The following is a 20,086-nucleotide window of genomic DNA, read 5'->3' as shown; positions in this document are numbered from 1 at the left end:
TTCCTTTTTTATTTATAGCTTTATGAATTTCACTGGCCCTTTCGCGGGTGAACCCGCTCCCACAGGGATCGCCACAGGCTCGAATATTGTGGTGATCGTTGTGGGAGCGGGTTCACCCGCGAAAGGGCCAGTGAAATTCATAAAGCTATAAATAAAAAAGGAATTGCCCCATGCGCGCCCTCGCCGCCCTCAGCCGCTTCGTCGGCAACACCTTCGCCCTGTGGGTGCTGGTGTTCGCCGTGCTGGCCTTCCTGATGCCCCAGTGGTTCATCGCCCTCAAGGTCGCCATCGTGCCACTGCTGGGCCTGGTGATGTTCGGCATGGGCCTGACCCTCAAGCTCGACGACTTCGCCGCCCTCGCCCGCCAGCCCTGGCGAGTGGCCCTGGGTGTGGTGGCACACTTCGTGATCATGCCGGGCATGGCCTGGCTGCTGTGCCAGCTGTTCCACCTGCCGGCGGAAATCGCCGTCGGCGTGATCCTGGTCGGCTGCTGCCCGAGCGGCACGGCATCGAACGTGATGGTCTGGCTGTCCAAGGGCGACCTGGCGCTGGCAGTGGCGATCGCTGCGGTAACCACTCTCCTCGCTCCGTTGCTGACCCCGGCACTGATCTGGTTCCTGGCCTCGGCCTGGCTGCCGGTGTCCTTCATGGACATGTTCTGGTCGATCCTGCAGCTGGTGATGCTGCCGATCGTCCTCGGCGTGCTGGCCCAGCGCTTGCTGGGTGCGCGGGTGCAGATGGCAGTGCAGGTGCTGCCACTGGTGTCGGTGGTGAGCATCGTGATGATCGTCTGTGCGGTGGTGGCGGCCAGCCAGGCCAAGATCGCCGAATCCGGCTTGCTGATCATGGCGGTGGTGGTGCTGCACAACACCTTTGGTTATCTGCTGGGTTACCTCACCGGCCGGCTCTGCAAGCTGCCGCTGGCCCAGCGCAAGTCGCTGGCGCTGGAGGTGGGCATGCAGAACTCGGGGCTGGGGGCGGCGCTGGCGGCGGCGCATTTCTCGCCGCTGGCGGCGGTGCCGAGCGCGTTGTTCAGCGTCTGGCACAACATCTCCGGAGCGCTGCTGTCGACCTGCTTCCGGCGGATGGAAGAGCCTTCGAGCGAGGCTGAAGAGGTTGAGCCGGCCAGGCATTGATGTGTACCCTGATGGCCACTGTGAGGACGACCTCACGACGCACTGCGTGACCATCCCGGGGACGGCCCCATCATTTGCAACGATGGAGACGCATCATGTCCTGGATCATCCTGTTCTTCGCCGGCCTGTTCGAGGTCGGCTGGGCCGTCGGCCTGAAATATACCGACGGCTTCAGCAAACCCCTGCCTACCGTACTGACCGTCGCCGCCATGGCCATCAGCCTGGGCCTGCTGGGCCTGGCCATGAAGGAACTGCCGCTGGGCACCGCCTATGCCATCTGGACCGGTGTCGGTGCCGTTGGCACGGTGATCGCCGGGATCATCCTGTTCGGCGAGTCGATGGCCCTGGTGCGGCTGGCCAGCGTGGCGCTGATCGTCACCGGCCTGATCGGCCTGAAAGTCAGCGCCAGCTGATCCCCTTCCTTAACGCAGGCCGCCGCGCAAGCGGCTGACCTGCTCACGCAGGGCTTCTGGCTGCGCCGCCTCCACCGGGATGGCGGCGCCGGCCACGATGGTCACCCGCGACCACAGGCGCTTGAAGAAGCCCTTGGCCGGGTCGCGGCTGAAGAAGCTCCCCCACAGGCCCTGCAGCGCCAGCGGAATCACCGGCACCGGGGTTTCTTCGAGGATGCGGCTGACGCCCCCCTTGAACACATCGATCTCGCCGTCGCCGGTCAGCTTGCCCTCCGGGAAAATGCACACCAGTTCACCGTCCGCCAGGTATTCGGCGATACGGGCGAAGGCTCGCTCGTAGGTGGCCTGGTCTTCGCTGCGCCCGGCAATCGGAATGGCGCCTGCCGTGCGGAACACGAAGTTGAGCACCGGCAGGTTGTAGATCTTGTAGTACATGACGAAGCGGATCGGCCGGCGGATCGCCCCGCCCAGCAGCAGCGCATCGACGAAGGACACGTGGTTGCACACCAGCAGCGCCGCGCCTTCGTCAGGGATGCGTTCAAGGTCGCGGTGCTGCACGCGGTACATCGAGTGGCTGAGCAGCCAGATCAGGAAGCGCATGGTGAATTCGGGCACGATCCTGAAGATGTAGGCATTGACCAGCACGTTCAGCAGCGACACCACCAGGAACAGCTGCGGAATGCTCAGCTTGAGCACGCTCAGCAGCACGATGGTGAAGATCGCCGAGACCACCATGAACAGGGCATTGAGAATGTTGTTGGAGGCGATCACCCGGGCCCGCTGGTCTTCAGCGGTGCGTGCCTGGATCAGGGCGTACAGCGGCACGATGTAGAAGCCGCCGAACACGCCGAGGCCGACGATCGACACCAGTATCCACCAGGCCTGGTGCATGCCCAGCAGCGCCAGCCAGTCGTGCGGCTGGGCGCCAGCCGGCACGTCACCCGAGTGCCACCACCAGAGCAGGCCGAACAGGGTCAGGCCGAACGAGCCGAACGGCACCAGGCCGATTTCCACCTTGCGCCCGCTGAGGCGTTCGCACAGCAGCGAACCGAGCGCGATGCCCACCGAGAACAGGGTCAGCACCAGGGTCACGGCGGTCTCGTCGCCGTGCAGCCACTCTTGGGCGTAGGTCGGGATCTGGGTCAGGTAGATGGCGCCGACGAACCAGAACCACGAGTTGCCGACGATCGAGCGCGACACCGCCGGGGTCTGCCCCAGGCCCATGCGCAGGATCACCCACGACTGCTTGAAGATGTTCCAGTCCAGTGCCATCTGCGGCGACGCGGCCGCAGCACGTGGAATCCAGCGGCTGGCCAGGTAGCCCAGCACGGCGGTGCCGACTACGCCTCCCGCCACCACCGTGGCGTAGCTGTCGTTGGCCATCATCACCCCGGCGCCGATGGTGCCGACCAGGATGGCGAGGAAGGTGCCCATCTCCACCAGGCCGTTGCCGCCGACCAGTTCTTCTTCACGCAAGGCCTGGGGCAGGATCGAGTACTTCACCGGGCCGAACAGCGCCGAGTGGGTGCCCATGCCGAACAGCGCCACCAGCATCAGCGTGAGGTGGTTGGTGACGAAGCCGATGGCGCCGACCGCCATGATGCCGATTTCGGCCAGCTTGATCGCGCGGATCAGCGCGTCCTTGGCGAACTTCTCGCCAAACTGCCCACCCAGTGCCGAGAACAGGAAGAACGGCAGGATGAACAGCAGCGCGCAGAGGTTGACCCAGATCGAACGGTCACCGTCGCCCAGGCTGAGCTTGAACAGGATCGCCAGGATCAGCGACTGCTTGAACAGGTTGTCGTTGAAGGCACCCAGCAGTTGGGTGACGAAGAACGGCAGAAAACGCCGCTTGCCGAGCAAGGTGAATTGGGAGGGGTGACTCATCGTCCTTGTTCCTGAGTGTCTTTTGTCATTGGAGGCACGCGGAGCGCTGCAAGCCACAAATCTGCATGGGAATGCTTGCGCCTGGCAAGGAACACGAGGCAATTCAGGAACCCGCTCACACTTTGATATCACGGTGACATTAATTTCCGCTCAATCACTGTTCAGATTCTGTCACTCACGCCGATAATTCATATAGATGACTATATCTAACAGAAGGAACAGACCTCAGGTCTCCTCCAACGCACAAGAAAAGGAGCTCGGCAGTAATGTTTACCTGGTTAGGCGACCTCAGGATCGCCCATAAACTCTTCCTCGGTTTCGGCCTGGTGCTGTGCCTGACCCTCGTGCAGTCGCTGATCAGCTGGGACGGCCTGGGCAGCCTGGTACGGCGCAGCGAGGTGGTCAGCGATGTTTCGCGCCTCAACGACGCCCTCGGCGACCTGCGCGAAGCGCGCTTGCGCCACGCCATGGCCAACGGCGCAACCGCCGAGAGCAAGCAGCTGCAAGTTGCGCTGGAGGCCTTCAAGCCGACGCTGGAAAAGCTGCGCGAGGTGATGATCAAGGCGCAGACCCATGCGCTGCTCAACACCGCCGACCAGGCACTGCAGGGCTACAGCGGCAACCAGGCCGCCAGTTTCCGCGCCTATGAAAAGATGCGCGCCGCACAAAAGGAAATGGGCGTGCTGGCCACCCAGTCGTTCGCCAGCATCGAGCAGATTCGCAATCAGGTGCGTGCCTTGCCCGATGCCGAGCAGCGGTTCGTGCGCATCGAGGCGATCAACCAGATTCGCGAAAACCTGATCCTGCTGCGCTACCACGTTCGCGGTTATACCGGTAACACCAACGCCGAGACCGAGAAACTGATGAACGCCCAGATTGCCACCACGGTGAATGACCTGCCCGGGCTGGTCGCCCGCTTCAACGGCAGTTTCCCGCAGCAGTTCCAGCAACTGGAGCAACAGGTACAGGCCTACGCCAAGGCCGTCGAGGCGTTCCGTGGCGAGGTCAGCCACCTGGTGGGCTACCGCGCCGCCATGGCCAACGACATCGAGACCCTCAACGGTGTCATTGGCCAATTGCTGGACGACCAGGCTGTGCTGGTCGCCAAGGACAGCCACTTCGCCCGCACCCTGCAGATCGCCACCACCCTGCTCGCCTTGCTGATCGGCGCCCTGGCTGCCGTGGTCATTGCCCGGCAGATCAGCCAGCCGCTGCGCCAGGCACTCAAGGCCATGGAACAGGTGGCTGCCGGTGACCTCAGCGAACAACCGACCAGCCGCCGCCGCGACGAAGTCGGCCAGTTGCAGAACGCCTTGCAAGGCATGACCCGTAACCTGCGCGAGCTGATCGCCCAGGTGCGCGATGGCATTTCGCAGATAGCCAGCGCCACCGAGGAGCTTTCGGCGATCACCGAGCAGACCAGCGCTGGCGCCAACAACCAGAAGGTGGAAACCGACCAGGTGGCCACGGCCATGCAGGAAATGGCTGCCACCGTGCACGAAGTGGCGCGCAATGCTGGCGACGCTTCCGAGGCTGCCAGCGCCACCGACGAGGAAGCCCGTGAAGGTGACAGCGTGGTCAACCGCGCTGTGGCCCAGATCAGCCGACTCGCCAGCCAGGTGGACGCCACTGGCGAAGCCATGGGCGCGCTACGCACCGAGAGCCAGCGTATCGGCAAGGTCATGGACGTGATCAAGGCCGTGGCCGAGCAAACCAACCTGCTGGCGCTCAATGCCGCCATCGAAGCGGCGCGGGCTGGTGAAGCGGGCCGTGGTTTTGCGGTGGTGGCCGATGAAGTGCGCAGCCTGGCACAGCGTACCCAGGCGTCGACCTTGGAGATCGAGTCGGCGATTGGCAGCCTTGAGGACGGCACCCGTTCGGTGAGCGAGTTGATGGAGCAGAGCCAGAGCCTGACCGAAAGCAGCGTGGCGCTGGTGCGTGAGGCTGGGGTGGCGCTGGAGGGGATTACCCAGCGCGTGTCGGCGATTCAGCTGATGAACCAGCAGATTGCGGCGGCTTCGGAGCAGCAGAGCGCGGTGGCTGAAGAGATCAGCCGCAGCGTGGTGACGGTGCGGGATATTTCCGAACAGACCGCCGAGGCCAGTCAACAGACTTCGGCGTCCAGTGTGGAGCTGGCGCGGTTGGGCGGGCAGTTGCAGCAGATGATCAGCCGGTTCCGCTTCTGATCAGCAAAAAACGTCCCATTGCCTGAGAAGGCGGTGGGACATCTTTGAGAGTGACTTCGCCTGTACTGCCCTCTTCGCGGGCATGCCCGCTCCCACAAGTACCGTGCAGTCTTCAAGCCTGTGGTGATCCTGTGGGAGCGGGCGCGCCCGCGAAGAGGCCGGCACAGGCGCTACATCACTCGAACCCGAAAAACGCCTGCGCGGTATCCACCAACAGCGCCCGGCGCAACTCAGCCGAGCACCCCAGAGCCTCGAACTGCTCGACCGCCGTGGAAAAGCTCACCGATGATTCATGCTGGGTATGCGGCCAGTCACTGCCCCACATCAATCGCTCTGCCCCATAGTGGGCCTCAAGCGCACACAGGGCCTGCCGTGCGAATGCCAGGTTCTGCTCCGGCGTGCCTTCCAGCCGGTAGATACCCGACACCTTGACCCACACCTTGCCCTTGCCGCCCAGCGTCAACAGCTCGGCAAAGCCCGGCTGCCCCAGACCCAGGCGGGCATCGGGGCGGCCAAAGTGATCGACGACGATATCCAGCCCATAAGGCTCAAGCGCCCGCACCAGTGCAGGAATGTCCGCGACATGGCGGTGCAGCTCCAGGTGCCAGCCCTGATCACCGATGCGCTCCAGCAGGGGCCGCCATTCGGCCCCCGTCAAGTCTGGAAGGCCCTGGCCCATGAGGTTCAGGCGCACGCCCCTGACCCCAAGCCGAGCCATCTCCTGCAGCGTCTCGCGCTCGACGTCCCGGTCAAGCATCACCACCCCGCGCAGTTGCCCCGGCACGGTTTGCAGGGCGCTGAGCAGGTAGCGGTTGTCGGTGCCCAGGAAACTGGGCTGCACCAACACGCCATGGCTGAAACCGTGGGCCAGCAGCTGGCCGAGGTAGTCACCCAGCGGCGCATCGTAGCTGGGCGCGTAACGCCGCTCGCTGGCCAGGTTCAGCCCACGGCTGAACACGTGGGCATGGCTGTCGATGGCGGTCAGGTGTGAAACAGGAACGTCGGGCATGGTCATCACAGGACAGTCAGGTTACTTGGCGACAGCGCCAGCCATTGCCGGCGCAGGTGTGGCCTCGAGGTTGCGGCCACGGGTTTCCGGCAGGCACAGCGCGGCGAGCATGGCCACGCCGTAGGCAATGCCGGCATCGATACCGATCGCGCTACCCAGCGACATGGATTCGCTCATGTGGCCGACCAGAAACGGGAACACCGCCGACAGCACGCGGCCGAAGTTGTAGCAGAAGCCGACCCCGGCACCGCGCACGTCGGCCGGGTACAGCTCGTTGAAGAACGCCCCCAGGCTGGCCGGGATGCCGGCGGCGAAGAAGCCCAGCGGGAAGCCGAGGAACAGCATCTGGGTATTGGTCAGCGGGAAGAACACATAGGCCTGCACGGTGAGCACGCAGCACAGCGCGAACAGCAGGATGTTCTTGCGCCGGCCGATGCGGTCGATCAGCAGGCCGCTGGCCACGCAACCACACCAGAAGGCGAAGATGATCACCGCCAGGTAGCCACCGGAGTTTAGGACCGACAGGTTGCGTTCGGTCTTGAGGAAGGTTGGCAGCCAGGTCATCACCGCGTGGTAACCACCATGGGCCCCCAGGCCCAACAGGCCGCCGAGCAGGGTCACGCGCAGCAGCTCCGGGCGGAAGATGCCGGCCATGGACTTGAAGAAGCTGCCGGGAATGGCCTTGTCCTTTTGCAGGCGCTGGAAGCTGTCCGGCTCCGGCACGTTGCGGCGCACCCAGATGATCAGCAGCGACGGCAGCAGGCCGACGAAGAACATCACCCGCCAGGCGTACTCGGCCGGTACCAGCGAATAGATCAGGGTGAACAGGCCCACCGCCAGGCCCCAGCCCACGGCCCAGGCGCTCTGCACGGTGCCCATGACCTTGCCGCGGTATTTCGGGTTGATGGTCTCGGCCATCAGCACCGCGCCGGCCGCCCACTCGCCACCGATACCGAAGCCCTGCATGGCCTTGACGAACAGCAGCGGATAGAAGCCGGTGACGAACGCCGAGAGAAAGGTGAAGAAGGAGAACCAGAGGATCATCCACTGCAGGGTCCGCACCCGGCCATAGCGGTCCGACAGGGTGCCGCCGAGCCAGCCACCGATCGCCGAGGTGACCAGGGTCAGGCCGCTGATCAGGCCGGCATCGCCCTTGGTCAGGGAGAACGCGGCGATCAGCGCGGGGATGGCCAGGCCGAACATCTGCACTTCCAGCGCATCGAGCGACCAGCCACCGAAACAGGCCCAGAACGTCTTGCGTTCCCGTGAAGTGATCTGGCGATACCAGCTGAACATGATTGTTATCCTTCTAGTTGTGTGTGTTACGGGCAGGCGAAGCCACTGCGCCGTGGCAGAACGGCGCAGACGGGTAACGGGCGAAGCGGCCGGCTTAACGGCTCAGCGAATGTCGACGCGGTAGCGGAAGTGCTGCGCGTGGCCGCGCGAGCGGCGCCATTCCAGCGGTTTGCCGGCGTAATCGCGGGCCAGGCGCTCGATCACCACCACCGGGCTGTCTGCCGGCAGTTGCAACAGGCGGCCATGGGCCGCGTCGACCGCTTCGGCGGTCAGGGTCTCTTCGGCGTAGGCGACCACCTGGCCGCACAGCTCCTCGTAGATCGGGTAGAGCAGCGGGCCTTTGCTATCCAACTCGACATCGAGCAGCGGCTGGAAGGTCTGGCGTGGTAGCCAGATTTCCTCGGCGAGCACCGGCTGGGCACCGAGCAGACGGGTACGGACGATGCGAATGACCTCGGCCTCGGCGGCCAGGCCCAGGGCCTGGGCAACGGCCGACGGTGCCAGTACCGGCTCGATCGAGAGGATGCGGCTTTCCGGCATCAGCCGCTCGCCGGTGGCGCTTTCGAAGCGGAAAAAGCGGAACAGCGAAGACTGGAACTGCGGGCGGCGAATGAACGTGCCGCGGCCCTGCTGACGCTCCAGTACGCCTTCGGCGACCAGCACGTCGACGGCCTTGCGCACGGTACCGACGGACATGTCGAACTCGGTGGCCAGGGCGGCCTCGGTGGGAATGGCCTCGCCCGGGCGCCAGCGGTTGTTGGCGATCTGCTCGATCAGGTGATCGCGCAGTTGTTGATAGCGGGGCAGTCGAGCATCACCGGACAGTGGGTGCATGGGTCGGCTCTCGTCTTGTTATGTAAACATATATATGAATTTTCCGAGAGTATTCCCCGCGGGATACGGGCTGTCAATCCTCCGCTGGTCACCCTGATGCGTAGACAAAAAGGCCGGGGATGGCAGAATGCCTTCAGCTTGTGCACTGAAGGAGCAGTTCAATCGTGTCGAAAAGCCATAACGAGCGCCTGGAAACGGCCATCAACGCCGCCAGGGAAATGACCGAGGCCGCTACCAGCAAAGATGAGCTGTTGCGAGCAGTGGCGTCCTTGCGCGATTTTCCGGGAGGGCTGCGCTTCGACAATGTGGATCGACGCAAGGCTTTGATGTATGGCGCGCTGGCGATCAGCGCAGCGCTCCTGTTGGTGTCCTGGACCCTCGGCTGGTTTGGGTTGGGGCTGGGTCGAAAGATGCCCGGCGTAGTAAGTTTTAGCATCATCGCCGGGGTTTTCGGATGGACAGTCGTCAGCTGGTGGATGTACACGTTCAAAAGCGACACCAGCGATGAATGGCTGTCGGAGCTTTCATATGACATCGCCCAGCGGGCGGGCATGATCGAGGCAGGAATACGCCCCATCACCACGCCCCCCGAGGATATCCTTTCGCGCCTGTCCGACCACTTCGCCGATTACCTGAGGGGCGATCACGGCTGTGAGATCGTCGGCGCCTTCGAGGGCCGCCATGAAGGGGAACGGCATGCCTTCCATTTCAGCTACTTCAACCTGGCGTATGTCAATCAACGGCAGGAGCGGCATGGCACTGGCGGGGGCAACTATGAAACCAGGACCGTCCACGACCATTTCAACCGCTTCAGCCTAGTGGTCGAATTCCCCTGGGTGCGCGGCATTGCGGTTCGCACTGACGACCAGGAAGATGTCGACTTCGACTACCTCTATGAAACGCAGTCGAGCCAGTTCGAGGATACCTTCTACCTGACCGGCCTTTCGCGCAAACTCTGCGCCCGTTTCGCCAAGCCCGAGACCCTCGAGTACCTGGTGGAACTGGAGGAGTGCCTGAACGAGATGAACCTGGAGTTCTCCGAGGAAGGTGGCGAGCTGTGCATCAGCTTTGATGATGACAACCTGCTGAGTGTCGAACTGCCCTGCGACCTGAGCACGCCTGAACAGTTCTACGCCCACATCGAAGCCGGGGTATGCCTGGAAGACCTGGAGTGGCTGCTGGACGAGCTGCACACGCTTGCCTGCCAGCACGACAACCACCTCGAAAGACCTGCGACCGCCGCACACTGAGCAGGCGCACCAACGGGTTCGTGGCATATGCTTGCACGAGCCCATGAATGCACAAGGACGTGGCAATGCTCGCCGCCCTCAAGCGCTACCCCGCCAGCATCCGCCTGTTGCTGGCCACCACTTTTACCCTGACTGTGGCCCGCGCCCTCACCCTGCCCTACCTGGTGGTCTACCTGGCTGACAACTTCCAGCTCACGGTCGGCCAGATCGGCCTGCTGATCGGTGGCGCATTGATCGTTGCCTCGCTGCTGAGCCTGTACGGCGGGCACCTGGTCGACACCGTACGCAACCACACCCTGGTCAGCGCCAGCACACTGGTCTTCGCCCTCGCCTTCGTGGCGGCCATCGCCAGCCGTTCGGTGTGTCTGTTCTTCACCTGCCTGGTGCTGATCAACCTGGCCCTGGCTGTGGTCGACATCGCCGCCAAGGCCGGGTTCTGCGCGCTGCTGCCGGTGGAGCAACGGGCCGAGGTGTTCGCCATCAAGTACACCCTGAGCAACGTCGGTTATGCCGTCGGCCCGCTGCTCGGCGTGGCCATGCTGGAGCTGGACGATCACCTGCCTTTCATTGCCTCGGCGCTGACCGGCCTGGGCATGTGCCTGGCCTACTGGCGGCTCGGCGACCGTGGGCTACAGGCCAGCGTCCAAGAGCAGCCGGGCGTCGGGTTCGGCCAGGTGGCGCTGGGGCTGGCGCGTGACCGCCGGCTGGTGTGCTTCACCTTGGGCGGCGTGCTGAGCGCGGTGGTGTTCGGCCAGTTTACCGCTTATCTGTCGCAATACCTGGTGGTGACCAGCAGCGCCAGCGAGGCGGCGCGGCTGGTCGGCTACCTGGTGACCACCAACGCGGTCACGGTGATTGCCCTGCAGTACCTGATCGGCCGGCGCATCGGCCGCCAGCAGCTGATGCCCTGGCTGCTGGCCGGCATGGCGCTGTTCATCGTCGGGCTGCTGGGTTTTGCCATGGCCGGGTCGGTCGTGGCCTGGTGTGTGGCAATGCTGGTGTTCACCCTGGGCGAGATCATCGTCATCCCTGCCGAGTACATGTTCATCGACCTGATTGCACCGGAGCACCTGCGCGGGGTGTATTACGGGGCGCAGAACCTGTCCAACCTCGGGGCAGCGCTGGGGCCGGTGCTGGTGGGGTTCGCCCTGGGGCGGTGGTGGCCGGGGGTGATCTTCTACCTGCTGGTGATGTCGGTGATACTGGCAGGGGTGTTCTACTGGCTGGGTACCCGTCGGAATTGATGGCGCCTGTGCCGGCCTCTTCGCGGCGGTTCGGCGCGAAGAGGCCGGTACAGGCAGAGGATGAACCTGCGACGACTCGCCGCTGCGACCATCGTCTGCGCTGACGAACCGCCGCCCGCGTGCCAGACTGATTGATCGGGACCGCGTTATCTTTTTTGCTCCGGAGTTTTCATGTCGTTGTCCAGCGGGCTGATCGCCGTGGTCGCCCTGGCCTATATGGCCATCATGTTCGCCATCGCCTTCTACGGCGACCGCCGCAGCACACCGTTGCCGCCGCGCCTGCGTGCCTGGGTGTACAGCCTGTCGCTGGCGGTGTACTGCACCAGCTGGACGTTCTTCGGCGCGGTCGGCCAGGCTGCCGAACAGCTCTGGGCATTCCTGCCGATCTACCTTGGCCCGATCCTGCTGCTGATCTTCGCGCCGTGGGTGCTGCAGAAGATGGTACTGATCAGCAAGCAGCAGAACATCACCTCGATCGCCGACTTCATCGCCGCCCGCTATGGCAAGTCGCAGTCCCTGGCGGTGGTGGTTGCGCTGATCTGCCTGGTCGGCGTGCTGCCTTACATTGCCCTGCAGCTCAAGGGCATCGTGCTCGGCGTCAACCTGCTGATCGGCGCCAACGCCGACGCCACCGGCACCCGCGTGCAGGACACCGCGCTGGTGGTGTCGCTGGTGCTGGCGCTGTTCGCCATCGTCTTCGGCACACGCAGCCTGGACGTCACCGAGCACCACCGCGGCATGGTCCTGGCGATTGCCTTCGAGTCGCTGATCAAGCTGCTGGCATTCCTCGCCGTGGGCGTGTTCGTGGTGTTCAACCTGTACGACGGCTTCGACGACCTGCTGACCCAGGCGCGCCAGTCGGTGCAGCTGGACAGCTACTGGCAGGAAACCATCAACTGGCCGTCGATGGTGGTGCAGACCGCCGTGGCGATGATGGCGATCATCTGCCTGCCGCGGCAGTTCCATGTCACCGTGGTGGAGAACATCGAACCCCAGGACATGCGCCTGGCGCGCTGGGTGTTCCCGCTGTACCTGGCCCTGGCCGCGCTGTTCGTGGTGCCGATCGCCCTGGCTGGGCAGATGCTGCTGCCGGGCACGGTGATCTCCGACTCCTTCGTCATCAGCCTGCCACTGGCCGAAGCGCACCCGAGCCTGGCCCTGCTGGCCTTCATTGGCGGTGCTTCGGCCGCCACCGGCATGGTCATCGTCGAGGCCGTGGCGCTGTCGACCATGGTCTCCAACGACATGCTGCTGCCTTGGCTGTTGCGCCGCAACAACGCCGAGCGACCGTTCGAGGCGTTCCGCCACTGGATGCTGTCGGTGCGCCGGGTGACCATCGTGGTGATCCTGCTGCTGGCCTACGTCAGCTACCGCCTGCTCGGCTCCACCGCGAGCCTGGCCACCATCGGCCAGATTGCCTTCGCCGCCGTCACCCAGCTGACCCCGGCCATGCTCGGCGCGCTGTACTGGAAGCAGGCCAACCGCCGTGGCGTGTTCGCCGGCCTGGCGGCGGGCATCTTCCTGTGGTTCTACACCCTGGTGCTGCCGATCATCGCCCACAGCCTGGGCCTGTCGCTGGGGCTGTTCCCGGGCTTGGCCTGGCTGCATGGCAACCCGCTCGACCTGCCGATCAGCCCCTTGACCCAGGGCGTGGTGCTGTCGCTGGCGGGCAACTTCACCCTGTTCGTGTGGGTGTCGATGCTGTCGCGCACCCGCGTGTCGGAACACTGGCAGGCGGGGCGCTTCATCGGCCAGCAGACCAGCGCCCGGCCCAGCAGCAAACCGCTTCTGGCGGTGCAGATCGATGACCTGCTCAACCTGGCCTCGCGTTTTGTCGGCGAGGAACGCGCGCGCCAAAGCTTCATCCGTTTTGCCTACCGCCAAGGCAAGGGCTTCAACCCCAACCAGAATGCCGACGGTGACTGGATCGAGCACACCGAACGCCTGCTCGCCGGTGTGCTTGGCAGCTCCTCGACCCGTGCCGTGGTCAAGGCCGCCATCGAGGGCCGCGACATGCAGCTCGAGGACGTGGTGCGCATCGCCGACGAAGCCAGCGAGGTGCTGCAGTTCAACCGCGCCTTGCTGCAGGGTGCCATCGAGAACATCAACCAGGGCATCAGCGTGGTCGACCAGAACCTGCACCTGGTGGCCTGGAACCGCCGTTACCTGGAACTGTTCAACTACCCCGACGGGCTGATCAGCGTCGGCCGGCCGATCGCCGACATCATCCGCTACAACGCCGAGCGCGGCCTGTGCGGCCCTGGCGAGGCGCAAGTCCACGTGGCGCGGCGCCTGCACTGGATGCGTCAGGGTCGTGCCCACTCATCCGAGCGGCTGTTCCCCAACGGCCGGGTGATCGAGCTGATCGGCAACCCGATGCCCGGTGGCGGCTTTGTCATGAGCTTCACCGACATCACCCCGTTCCGCGAGGCCGAACAGGCGCTGCGCGACTCCAACGAAGGCCTGGAGCAGCGCGTGGCCGAACGGACCCACGAGCTGTCGCAACTCAACCAGGCGCTGTCGGAAGCCAAGAGCCAGGCCGAAGCGGTGAGCAAGTCCAAGACCCGCTTCCTGGCTGCAGTCAGCCACGACCTGATGCAGCCGCTGAACGCTGCGCGGCTGTTCTCCGCCGCCCTGTCGCAGCAGGCCGAAGGCATGAACGAAGAGGCCCAGCAGCTGGTGCAGCACATGGACAGTTCGCTGCGCTCGGCCGAAGAGCTGATCAGCGACCTGCTGGATATCTCGCGCCTGGAAAACGGCAAGATCACTCCCGATGCCAAACCCTTCGCCCTCAACGAACTGTTCGACACTCTGGGCGCCGAATTCAAAGTGCTGGCGGCCGAAAAGGGCCTGGAGTTCCGCCTGCGCGGCAGCCGCCTGCGGGTCGACAGCGACATGAAACTGCTGCGCCGGGTGCTGCAGAACTTCCTTACCAATGCCCTGCGCTACGGCAAGAGCCCGATCCTGCTGGGGGTGCGCCGCCAGGGCGAGCAGCTGTGGCTGGAGGTCTGGGACCGTGGCCCGGGCATTGCCGACGACAAGCTGCAGGTGATTTTCCAGGAGTTCAAGCGCCTGGACAGCCACCAGACCCGCGCCGAAAAAGGCCTGGGCCTGGGCCTGGCGATCGCCGACGGTCTGTGCCGGGTGCTTGGCCACAAGCTGGAGGTGCGCTCCTGGCCTGGCAAGGGCACGGTGTTCCGCGTCAATGTGCCGATAGCTCGACAGGCCGCAGCAGCGCCGAGCGCCCCGGTGGAGGCCGCGAGCCAGCCGCTGGCCGGCTTGCAGGTACTGTGCGTGGACAACGAAGACAGCATCCTGATCGGCATGAACAGCCTGCTCAGCCGTTGGGGCTGCCAGGTGTGGACCGCACGCAACCGCGCCGAATGCGAAGCGCTGCTGGCCAAGGGCATGCGCCCGCACCTGGCGCTGGTGGACTTCCACCTGGATGACGGCGAAACCGGTACCGGGCTGATGGGCTGGTTACGAGCGCGCCTGGGCGAGCCGGTGCCCGGCGTGGTGATCAGCGCCGACGGCAGCAAGGAAACCTTGGCCACCGTGCATGCCGCAGGCCTGGACTACCTGGCCAAACCGGTGAAGCCGGCGGCCTTGCGCGCCCTGCTCAATCGCCATCTGAGCCTGGTTCAGTAACCGCCTCGTCGGCCAGCGCTTCGTCTGACAGTGCCCGTTCCAGCAGCTCGGCCGGCAGGCTCTTGCTGGCACGGGCCCCAAGCAGCTTGAGCTGCTCGCTGCGGCTGACCAGGTTGCCGCGCCCTTCGCACAGTTTGTTGCGTGCAGCCGCATAGGCCTTGTCGACCTGCTGCAAGCGGTTGCCCAGTTCGTCCAGGTCCTGGATGAACAACACGAACTTGTCGTACAGCCAACCGGCGCGCTCGGCGATCTCACGGGCGTTCTGGCCCTGGCGCTCCTGCTTCCACAGGCTGTCGATGACCCGCAGGGTGGCCAGCAAGGTGGTCGGGCTGACGATCACGATCTGCCGGTCGAACGCCTCCTGGAACAGGTTGGGCTCGGCCTGCAGGGCTGCCGAGAAGGCCGCCTCGATCGGCACGAACAGCAGCACGAAATCCAGGCTGTGCAAGCCTTCGAGGCGGTTGTAGTCCTTGCTCGACAGGCCTTTGACGTGATTGCGCAGCGACTGCACGTGCTGCTTGAGCGCGGCTTCGTCGTTGCTGCCGACAAATTGCTGGTAGGCGGTGAGGCTGACCTTGGCATCGACCACCACTTGTTTGTCACCGGGCAGCATGATCAGCACGTCAGGCTGGAAGCGCTCGCCATCAGCGCTCTTCAGGCTGACCTGGGTCTGGTATTCGCGGCCTTTTTCCAGGCCGGCATGTTCCAGCACCCGCTCAAGGATCAGCTCGCCCCAGTTGCCCTGGGTTTTCTGACCCTTGAGTGCCTGGGTGAGGTTGGTGGCTTCGTCGGACAGGCGCAGGTTGAGTTGCTGCAGGCGTTCCAGCTCCTTGCCCAGCGAGAAGCGCTCGCGGGCTTCCTGCTGATAGCTTTCCTCGACGCGTTTTTCGAACGCCTGGATGCGCTCCTTGAGCGGGTCGAGCAACTGGCCCAGGTGCTGCTGGCTGGTCTGGGCGAAGCGCTGCTCGCGCTCGTCGAAGATTTTCGTGGCCAGGTCGGCGAACTGGGCGCGCAAGGTGTCACGGGCCTCCTGGAGGTCTTCCAGGCGCTGCTGGTGGCTGTCCTGCTGTTCGCGCAGCTCTGCCTCCAGGCGTGCGGTCTGGGCCTCCAGGCGACGCAGTTCGGCCTCGCGCGTGGCGCGTTCGAGGTGCCAGGCGTGGGCGGCATCGCGGGCGTTGTCGCGGTCGATCTGCAGCAGCTCCAGTTCACGGCCCTGGGCGGCCAGTTGGGTCTGCTTGACGGTGTTGGCTTCGCTGAGGTCGCTGACCTCGTCGCGGCTGGCCTCCAGTTGCGCCTGCAGACCGGCCTGAGCCAGCTGCGCACTGCTCAGGCGCTCCTCGAGCAGGGCCTGCTCGCCCTGGCGCGCGCCCTGACGGCGCTGCACCTGCATGACCCAACCCAGGCAAGGCAAGGCCCCTGCCACCAAGCCCAGCAGAATGCTGGTCAGATCCACTGCCATGCTTACCCCGATCACACTGTTGCGAGTTGAGTGCAGCTTATCAGTCTGCTGGGTCAGGCGCCTGTTCCGGCGCATCGGCCTGGAACAGCCGCGCATACTCCAGCTGCGCCCGCTGGTCCCCGGCCCGCGCCGCCTGGCGCAACAGCTCATGGCCGATGCGACGGTCGCGGGCATTGCCGCAATCGCGGCAGAGCATCTGCCCCAACCGGCTCTGCGCCACCACCACGCCTTCACGCGCGGGCTGCTTGAGCAGGCGCCCGGCGATGTGCTTGACCTGCTGCTTTTCACCCAGGCGCGGGCTGTCGAGCAGCCAGAGGGCCACTTTCAGGGAAAAGCGTTTGGGCGAGGGGGCTGCTGAGGCAATAACGGGGCTGGCGAGGGGTTTACCGCGAAACTTCATGACCGACAGGGATGGCAATTCGAAAGGCGGGCCACTCTACTCCTTTTTTTCGTGCATGACGTGTCGATTTCCGGAGGATTGAAATTTTTTTTCGATGATTTTTTCTTGACGTTTCCGAGTGGATGACTGGCTGGTCGGCTGATGCCTGTCGATTGTCGGACAGTTCTCTAATTTGCTGGCACGCCCGTCCTAGAGCAAGCGCTCGGGACAATCCACAGTTCCTGTGGATAACTCGGTGGACAACCCCTCCAATGAGCCCGCAAACCCCCATGAAATGGGGCCTACAGTCAAACTGACGATTTTTTCACCAGCAAAAATTAGTGTTTTTTTTCATTGACTTAAGGTGCCAGTCAAGTCATTGGCGAGCCTGATCTGGGCTGTTGCCGAGCTGTTACAAGTCACGCCTCGAATGTGAACAAGTGCACCGAAAGCCTGCATTTGGATGCACGAAATTGGCACATCGGGCCGGTTGGAGGCCAGTTGCCCCCTCTTCCCATAAGGCGAAAGACACGCCATACTGCGCGGCTCGCCTGAAGAAACGTGCAAAGCTTGCAAAGCTCGAACAGTTTCGGTAAGGTGCGCTCCGTTAGTACCCAAGCTGAAAGTCAATTCTGGCCAGAAGCGTCCTTGCAGCCCATCGCTCTCCCGAACGATCGCTGCTGAAACCAGGACCGGCCCACTCGATGATTCACTCGCCAGCCAAGCGCTGTTCAAGCACGAATCAACCGGAAGATTGATCAGGATTCCACCCCGACGGCCTAGAACCTTGGCCCCGGCGTGCTGCCTGCCTTCTGAAGTACCTACCAGTCAGCCCAAGCGCCCACACTTTGATTGCGCTCTCTCTGGCTGCCCTGTTCCAGTCAGGTTCGTTCGTCCCTTAATAAAGGCGTCACTGGAACGTTTCTATCATGCACGGATCATAACCCCCGTGTTTAAAGCAGGAACCTCCAACAATATGCAAACTCATCATCAAATTCAGGCTGCCATTGGCACCCTTTCCCAGGCCTTCTCGCCGTTGAAGTGCCTGATCACCGCCCCACGCAAGGGCAACTTCAGCTTCACCCTGGTGGACGAGCACGGCGTCGCCTGCCACACCGAACGCCTGTACCCTGAACAGTACAGCCGCTCGGAACCCCTGCAGGCAGTTATCGCCCGCACCCGTCAATCGCTCACCGCGTGAGTGGCGAATATCGGGGTATTCAGAGGCTGAATGGCACCTGCCACACGCTGCCTGATCGTTCTTGGCCTAAGTGCTGCAAGGCATATAGCGCCGGACAGCAGGCAGCAATCGATTTAAAAACAGCCCTTTACACCACGATTATCACACTACACTTCAACTCGAGCGGTCCTTACCGCTTCCGGCGGGCCTGACCAATTTCCAGCTGCCAAGCTCCAGCGCCCGTCGGCCCTTTACTGCTCGAGGGCATCATGGGTATCGCGGCGAATGAATTGTGTCAGTATGTGATCCGACCAACCCTGGTCTATCTGAATCGTCATTGCGCCAGTGCCGAGGCCCTTCTGCTCGGTATCGCGGCCTGCCAATCGGCACTCGGTTCAGCCTTGCACGACCGTCGTGGCCACGGCCTCTACCGCATAGGCGAAAGCCGGCACCAGGCCGTCTGGGACCACTTTCTTGCCCGTGATCCGGAGCTGGCCAGCCTGGTACGCGGCCTGGCCAGCCAACACGCTTTCCTCGGCGGGCCACACCTGGAGCTGACGGTAAACCTGCGCTACTCCACCGCCATCGCCTGGATGCTCATTGAAGAGCAGTCCACACCGCTGCCAGCGGCAGACGACCTGCTCGGCCTGGCCCGTATCTGGCGGCAGATTTTCCACCCTCAAGGTCGGCTGCGCGACTTCACCCAGGCCTGGCAATTGTGCATTGAACAGAAATTGCCACAGGCATCTTAAGACGCGTCCTACACCATTACCGGAAAAAAGGGAATTTTGGTCGGATTGTCCTACAAAAGCGCCCTATCTCCTGTGATTCAGGCTATGGCGCGGCGCGTGATTTGTTGGTAGCTTTTCGCCCCGGAGATCACAAGGAGTTTCTAATAATGAAAAAAGCAATGCTCAAAACCTCCCTCGGCGTAGCCGTTGCTCTTGCTTCCAGCCAACTGTTCGCTTCGGGCTTCGCCCTTAACGAACAAAGCATCAGCGGCATGGGTACCGGTTTTGCTGGTCGTTCTTCATCTGCCGACGATGCCAGCACCGTGTATGGCAACCCGGCCGGCATGTCCCGCCTGAAACGCCAGGAAGTGGTCGTGGGGGCCGCAGCCGTAATTGCCAAGTCCGATATCTCGGGCCCTGGCAGCAGCCCACTGCCGGGGGAAACCGACGGTGACATGGTGCCAACGGTAGGGGTACCGATGGGCTACTACGTCAAACCGATCGACGAACACTGGAGCGTCGGCTTCGGCGTCTACGTCCCTTATGGCCTGGTAACCGACTACGGCAGCGGCGATGCCGCGCGCTACTGGGGTAAAAAGAGCCTGGTCGAAGTCGTCACCTTCCAGCCAACCGTCAGCTACGCGTTCAACGACAAGGTGTCGATCGGCTTTGGTCCGACCATCAACCACATCAGGGGTGAGCTGAGCTCGAACACCATCAACCCGCGCTCTCCAGGCGTGAACGATGGCGAAGTGAAGATCAAGGGTGACGATACTGCCGTCGGTTACAACATCGGTATCCTGGTTCAGGCCACCGATCGCACCCGCCTCGGCCTGACCTACCACTCGATGGTCGACTACAAGCTTGAAGGCGACACCAAGATCAACAACGCCCTGATCGGGCCGTTCAGCGGCAGCAAGTTCGACGCTACCCTGAAGATCAAGACGCCTGAATCGGTGGACTTCTCGGTCACCCACGAACTGGACGACCAGTGGACCCTGTATGCAGGCAGCACCTGGACCCGCTGGAGCCGCCTGAAGGACATCACCGTCAACAACGAAGTCCCGGCACCACTGGCCGCGCAGTTCGGCACGATCAGCGAAGAGCAGCACTGGCACGACACCTGGGCTCACGCCATCGGCGCGTCCTACAAGGTGAACAAAGAGTGGGTCCTGCGTACCGGTTTCTCCGTCGACCAGTCGCCAACCAACAACACCGACCGCTCGCCACGCATCCCTACGGGTGATCGCAAGGCAATCAGCATCGGTGCCGGTTACAGCCCAACCGACGACATGACCATCGACGTGGCCTACTCCTACCTGTGGGAAGAAGACACCAAGGTCAACCTGGCAAGCCCAACCAAGGGTCGCTACCAGGCCAAGTACGAGAACAGCGCGCACGGCCTGGGTGCCTCGCTCACCTACCGCTTCTGAT

At 63.6% G+C, this 20,086-nt stretch carries 14 protein-coding genes and 1 pseudogene; 9 read left to right on the top strand and 6 right to left on the bottom strand.

What is annotated here, in order from left to right:
• The first annotated feature begins 170 nt into the window (after positions 1 to 170).
• Positions 171 to 1,136 (top strand): bile acid:sodium symporter family protein, encoded by a 966-nt coding sequence (locus tag J7573_RS15555; protein ID WP_294336791.1) that lies wholly within the window; start codon positions 171 to 173, stop codon positions 1,134 to 1,136.
• A gap of 95 nt (positions 1,137 to 1,231) precedes the next feature.
• Positions 1,232 to 1,549: a quaternary ammonium compound efflux SMR transporter SugE gene (sugE, locus tag J7573_RS15550; protein WP_103449539.1), complete on the top strand. Its 318-nt coding sequence runs from the start codon at positions 1,232 to 1,234 to the stop codon at positions 1,547 to 1,549.
• A gap of 9 nt (positions 1,550 to 1,558) precedes the next feature.
• Here the strand turns inward: sugE and J7573_RS15545 are convergent, their stop codons facing one another.
• Complete coding sequence (locus tag J7573_RS15545; protein WP_294336788.1) at positions 1,559 to 3,436, bottom strand: MFS transporter; 1,878 nt, start codon at positions 3,434 to 3,436, stop codon at positions 1,559 to 1,561.
• 266 nt (positions 3,437 to 3,702) lie between these two features.
• Here J7573_RS15545 and J7573_RS15540 point away from each other — a divergent pair, with 266 nt between their 5' ends.
• Positions 3,703 to 5,622, top strand: coding sequence for a methyl-accepting chemotaxis protein (locus J7573_RS15540; RefSeq protein WP_294336786.1), 1,920 nt, complete (start codon positions 3,703 to 3,705; stop codon positions 5,620 to 5,622).
• A 175-nt stretch (positions 5,623 to 5,797) separates the two neighbouring features.
• Here J7573_RS15540 and J7573_RS15535 read toward each other — a convergent pair whose 3' ends face one another.
• The 3 genes from J7573_RS15535 to J7573_RS15525 form a co-directional block, all read right to left on the bottom strand.
• Positions 5,798 to 6,631 (bottom strand): amidohydrolase family protein, encoded by an 834-nt coding sequence (locus tag J7573_RS15535; protein ID WP_294336783.1) that lies wholly within the window; start codon positions 6,629 to 6,631, stop codon positions 5,798 to 5,800.
• Between the two features lie 21 nt (positions 6,632 to 6,652).
• On the bottom strand, positions 6,653 to 7,927 hold the full coding sequence (locus J7573_RS15530; protein ID WP_294336781.1) for an MFS transporter: 1,275 nt from the start codon (positions 7,925 to 7,927) through the stop codon (positions 6,653 to 6,655).
• Between the two features lie 102 nt (positions 7,928 to 8,029).
• Positions 8,030 to 8,761 carry a GntR family transcriptional regulator gene (locus J7573_RS15525; protein WP_294336779.1) on the bottom strand — a complete coding sequence of 244 codons (732 nt, stop codon included), beginning with the start codon at positions 8,759 to 8,761 and terminating at the stop codon, positions 8,030 to 8,032.
• A gap of 218 nt (positions 8,762 to 8,979) precedes the next feature.
• Here J7573_RS15525 and J7573_RS15520 point away from each other — a divergent pair, with 218 nt between their 5' ends.
• The 3 genes from J7573_RS15520 (at position 8,980) to J7573_RS15510 (ending at position 14,903) form a co-directional block, all read left to right on the top strand.
• Positions 8,980 to 10,011: a hypothetical protein gene (locus tag J7573_RS15520; protein ID WP_294336777.1), complete on the top strand. Its 1,032-nt coding sequence runs from the start codon at positions 8,980 to 8,982 to the stop codon at positions 10,009 to 10,011.
• Positions 10,012 to 10,076: 65 nt separating this feature from the next.
• Entirely contained in the window at positions 10,077 to 11,255 is a 1,179-nt protein-coding gene (locus J7573_RS15515) for an MFS transporter (protein ID WP_294336802.1), read from the top strand.
• Between the two features lie 171 nt (positions 11,256 to 11,426).
• Complete coding sequence (locus J7573_RS15510) at positions 11,427 to 14,903, top strand: hybrid sensor histidine kinase/response regulator (RefSeq protein WP_294336774.1); 3,477 nt, start codon at positions 11,427 to 11,429, stop codon at positions 14,901 to 14,903.
• Here the strand turns inward: J7573_RS15510 and rmuC are convergent.
• Together rmuC and J7573_RS15500 are read right to left on the bottom strand one after the other, a co-directional pair.
• The gene (rmuC, locus tag J7573_RS15505) at positions 14,875 to 16,248 is read right to left on the bottom strand and encodes a DNA recombination protein RmuC (protein ID WP_294336800.1); all 1,374 of its coding nucleotides are present in this window, start codon (positions 16,246 to 16,248) and stop codon (positions 14,875 to 14,877) included. The genes J7573_RS15510 and rmuC overlap by 29 nt on opposite strands.
• A gap of 172 nt (positions 16,249 to 16,420) precedes the next feature.
• Positions 16,421 to 16,762: pseudogene (locus J7573_RS15500) on the bottom strand (sel1 repeat family protein); the annotation flags it as partial.
• A gap of 955 nt (positions 16,763 to 17,717) precedes the next feature.
• Between J7573_RS15500 and J7573_RS15495 the strand changes: the two are divergent.
• The 3 genes from J7573_RS15495 to J7573_RS15485 all read left to right on the top strand — a co-directional run bounded on the left by J7573_RS15495 (position 17,718) and on the right by J7573_RS15485 (position 20,085).
• Complete coding sequence (locus J7573_RS15495) at positions 17,718 to 17,942, top strand: hypothetical protein (protein WP_012313162.1); 225 nt, start codon at positions 17,718 to 17,720, stop codon at positions 17,940 to 17,942.
• 248 nt (positions 17,943 to 18,190) lie between these two features.
• Positions 18,191 to 18,673, top strand: coding sequence for a hypothetical protein (locus J7573_RS15490; RefSeq protein ID WP_294336766.1), 483 nt, complete (start codon positions 18,191 to 18,193; stop codon positions 18,671 to 18,673).
• A gap of 146 nt (positions 18,674 to 18,819) precedes the next feature.
• A complete protein-coding gene (locus J7573_RS15485) occupies positions 18,820 to 20,085 on the top strand; it encodes an outer membrane protein transport protein (protein ID WP_294336764.1) in 1,266 nt (421 codons plus the stop codon).
• Position 20,086 lies beyond the last annotated feature (1 nt).

Origin of the sequence: Pseudomonas sp. (assembly GCF_017744435.1) — a bacterium.
Lineage (GTDB): Bacteria > Pseudomonadota > Gammaproteobacteria > Pseudomonadales > Pseudomonadaceae > Aquipseudomonas.
The sequence above is the reverse complement of the archived record's forward strand: the minus strand, read 5'-3'. Positions and strand labels throughout refer to the sequence as shown.

Coding starts and splice junctions, on each gene's coding strand:
- J7573_RS15495 (WP_012313162.1), top strand. CDS start 17,718: ATGCAAACTCATCATCAAATTCAGGCTGCCATTGGCACCCTTTCCCAG.
- J7573_RS15540 (WP_294336786.1), top strand. CDS start 3,703: ATGTTTACCTGGTTAGGCGACCTCAGGATCGCCCATAAACTCTTCCTC.
- J7573_RS15530 (WP_294336781.1), bottom strand. CDS start 7,927: ATGTTCAGCTGGTATCGCCAGATCACTTCACGGGAACGCAAGACGTTC.
- J7573_RS15515 (WP_294336802.1), top strand. CDS start 10,077: ATGCTCGCCGCCCTCAAGCGCTACCCCGCCAGCATCCGCCTGTTGCTG.
- J7573_RS15510 (WP_294336774.1), top strand. CDS start 11,427: ATGTCGTTGTCCAGCGGGCTGATCGCCGTGGTCGCCCTGGCCTATATG.
- J7573_RS15535 (WP_294336783.1), bottom strand. CDS start 6,631: ATGCCCGACGTTCCTGTTTCACACCTGACCGCCATCGACAGCCATGCC.
- J7573_RS15485 (WP_294336764.1), top strand. CDS start 18,820: ATGAAAAAAGCAATGCTCAAAACCTCCCTCGGCGTAGCCGTTGCTCTT.
- J7573_RS15525 (WP_294336779.1), bottom strand. CDS start 8,761: ATGCACCCACTGTCCGGTGATGCTCGACTGCCCCGCTATCAACAACTG.
- sugE (WP_103449539.1), top strand. CDS start 1,232: ATGTCCTGGATCATCCTGTTCTTCGCCGGCCTGTTCGAGGTCGGCTGG.
- J7573_RS15545 (WP_294336788.1), bottom strand. CDS start 3,436: ATGAGTCACCCCTCCCAATTCACCTTGCTCGGCAAGCGGCGTTTTCTG.
- J7573_RS15555 (WP_294336791.1), top strand. CDS start 171: ATGCGCGCCCTCGCCGCCCTCAGCCGCTTCGTCGGCAACACCTTCGCC.
- J7573_RS15520 (WP_294336777.1), top strand. CDS start 8,980: ATGACCGAGGCCGCTACCAGCAAAGATGAGCTGTTGCGAGCAGTGGCG.
- J7573_RS15490 (WP_294336766.1), top strand. CDS start 18,191: ATGGGTATCGCGGCGAATGAATTGTGTCAGTATGTGATCCGACCAACC.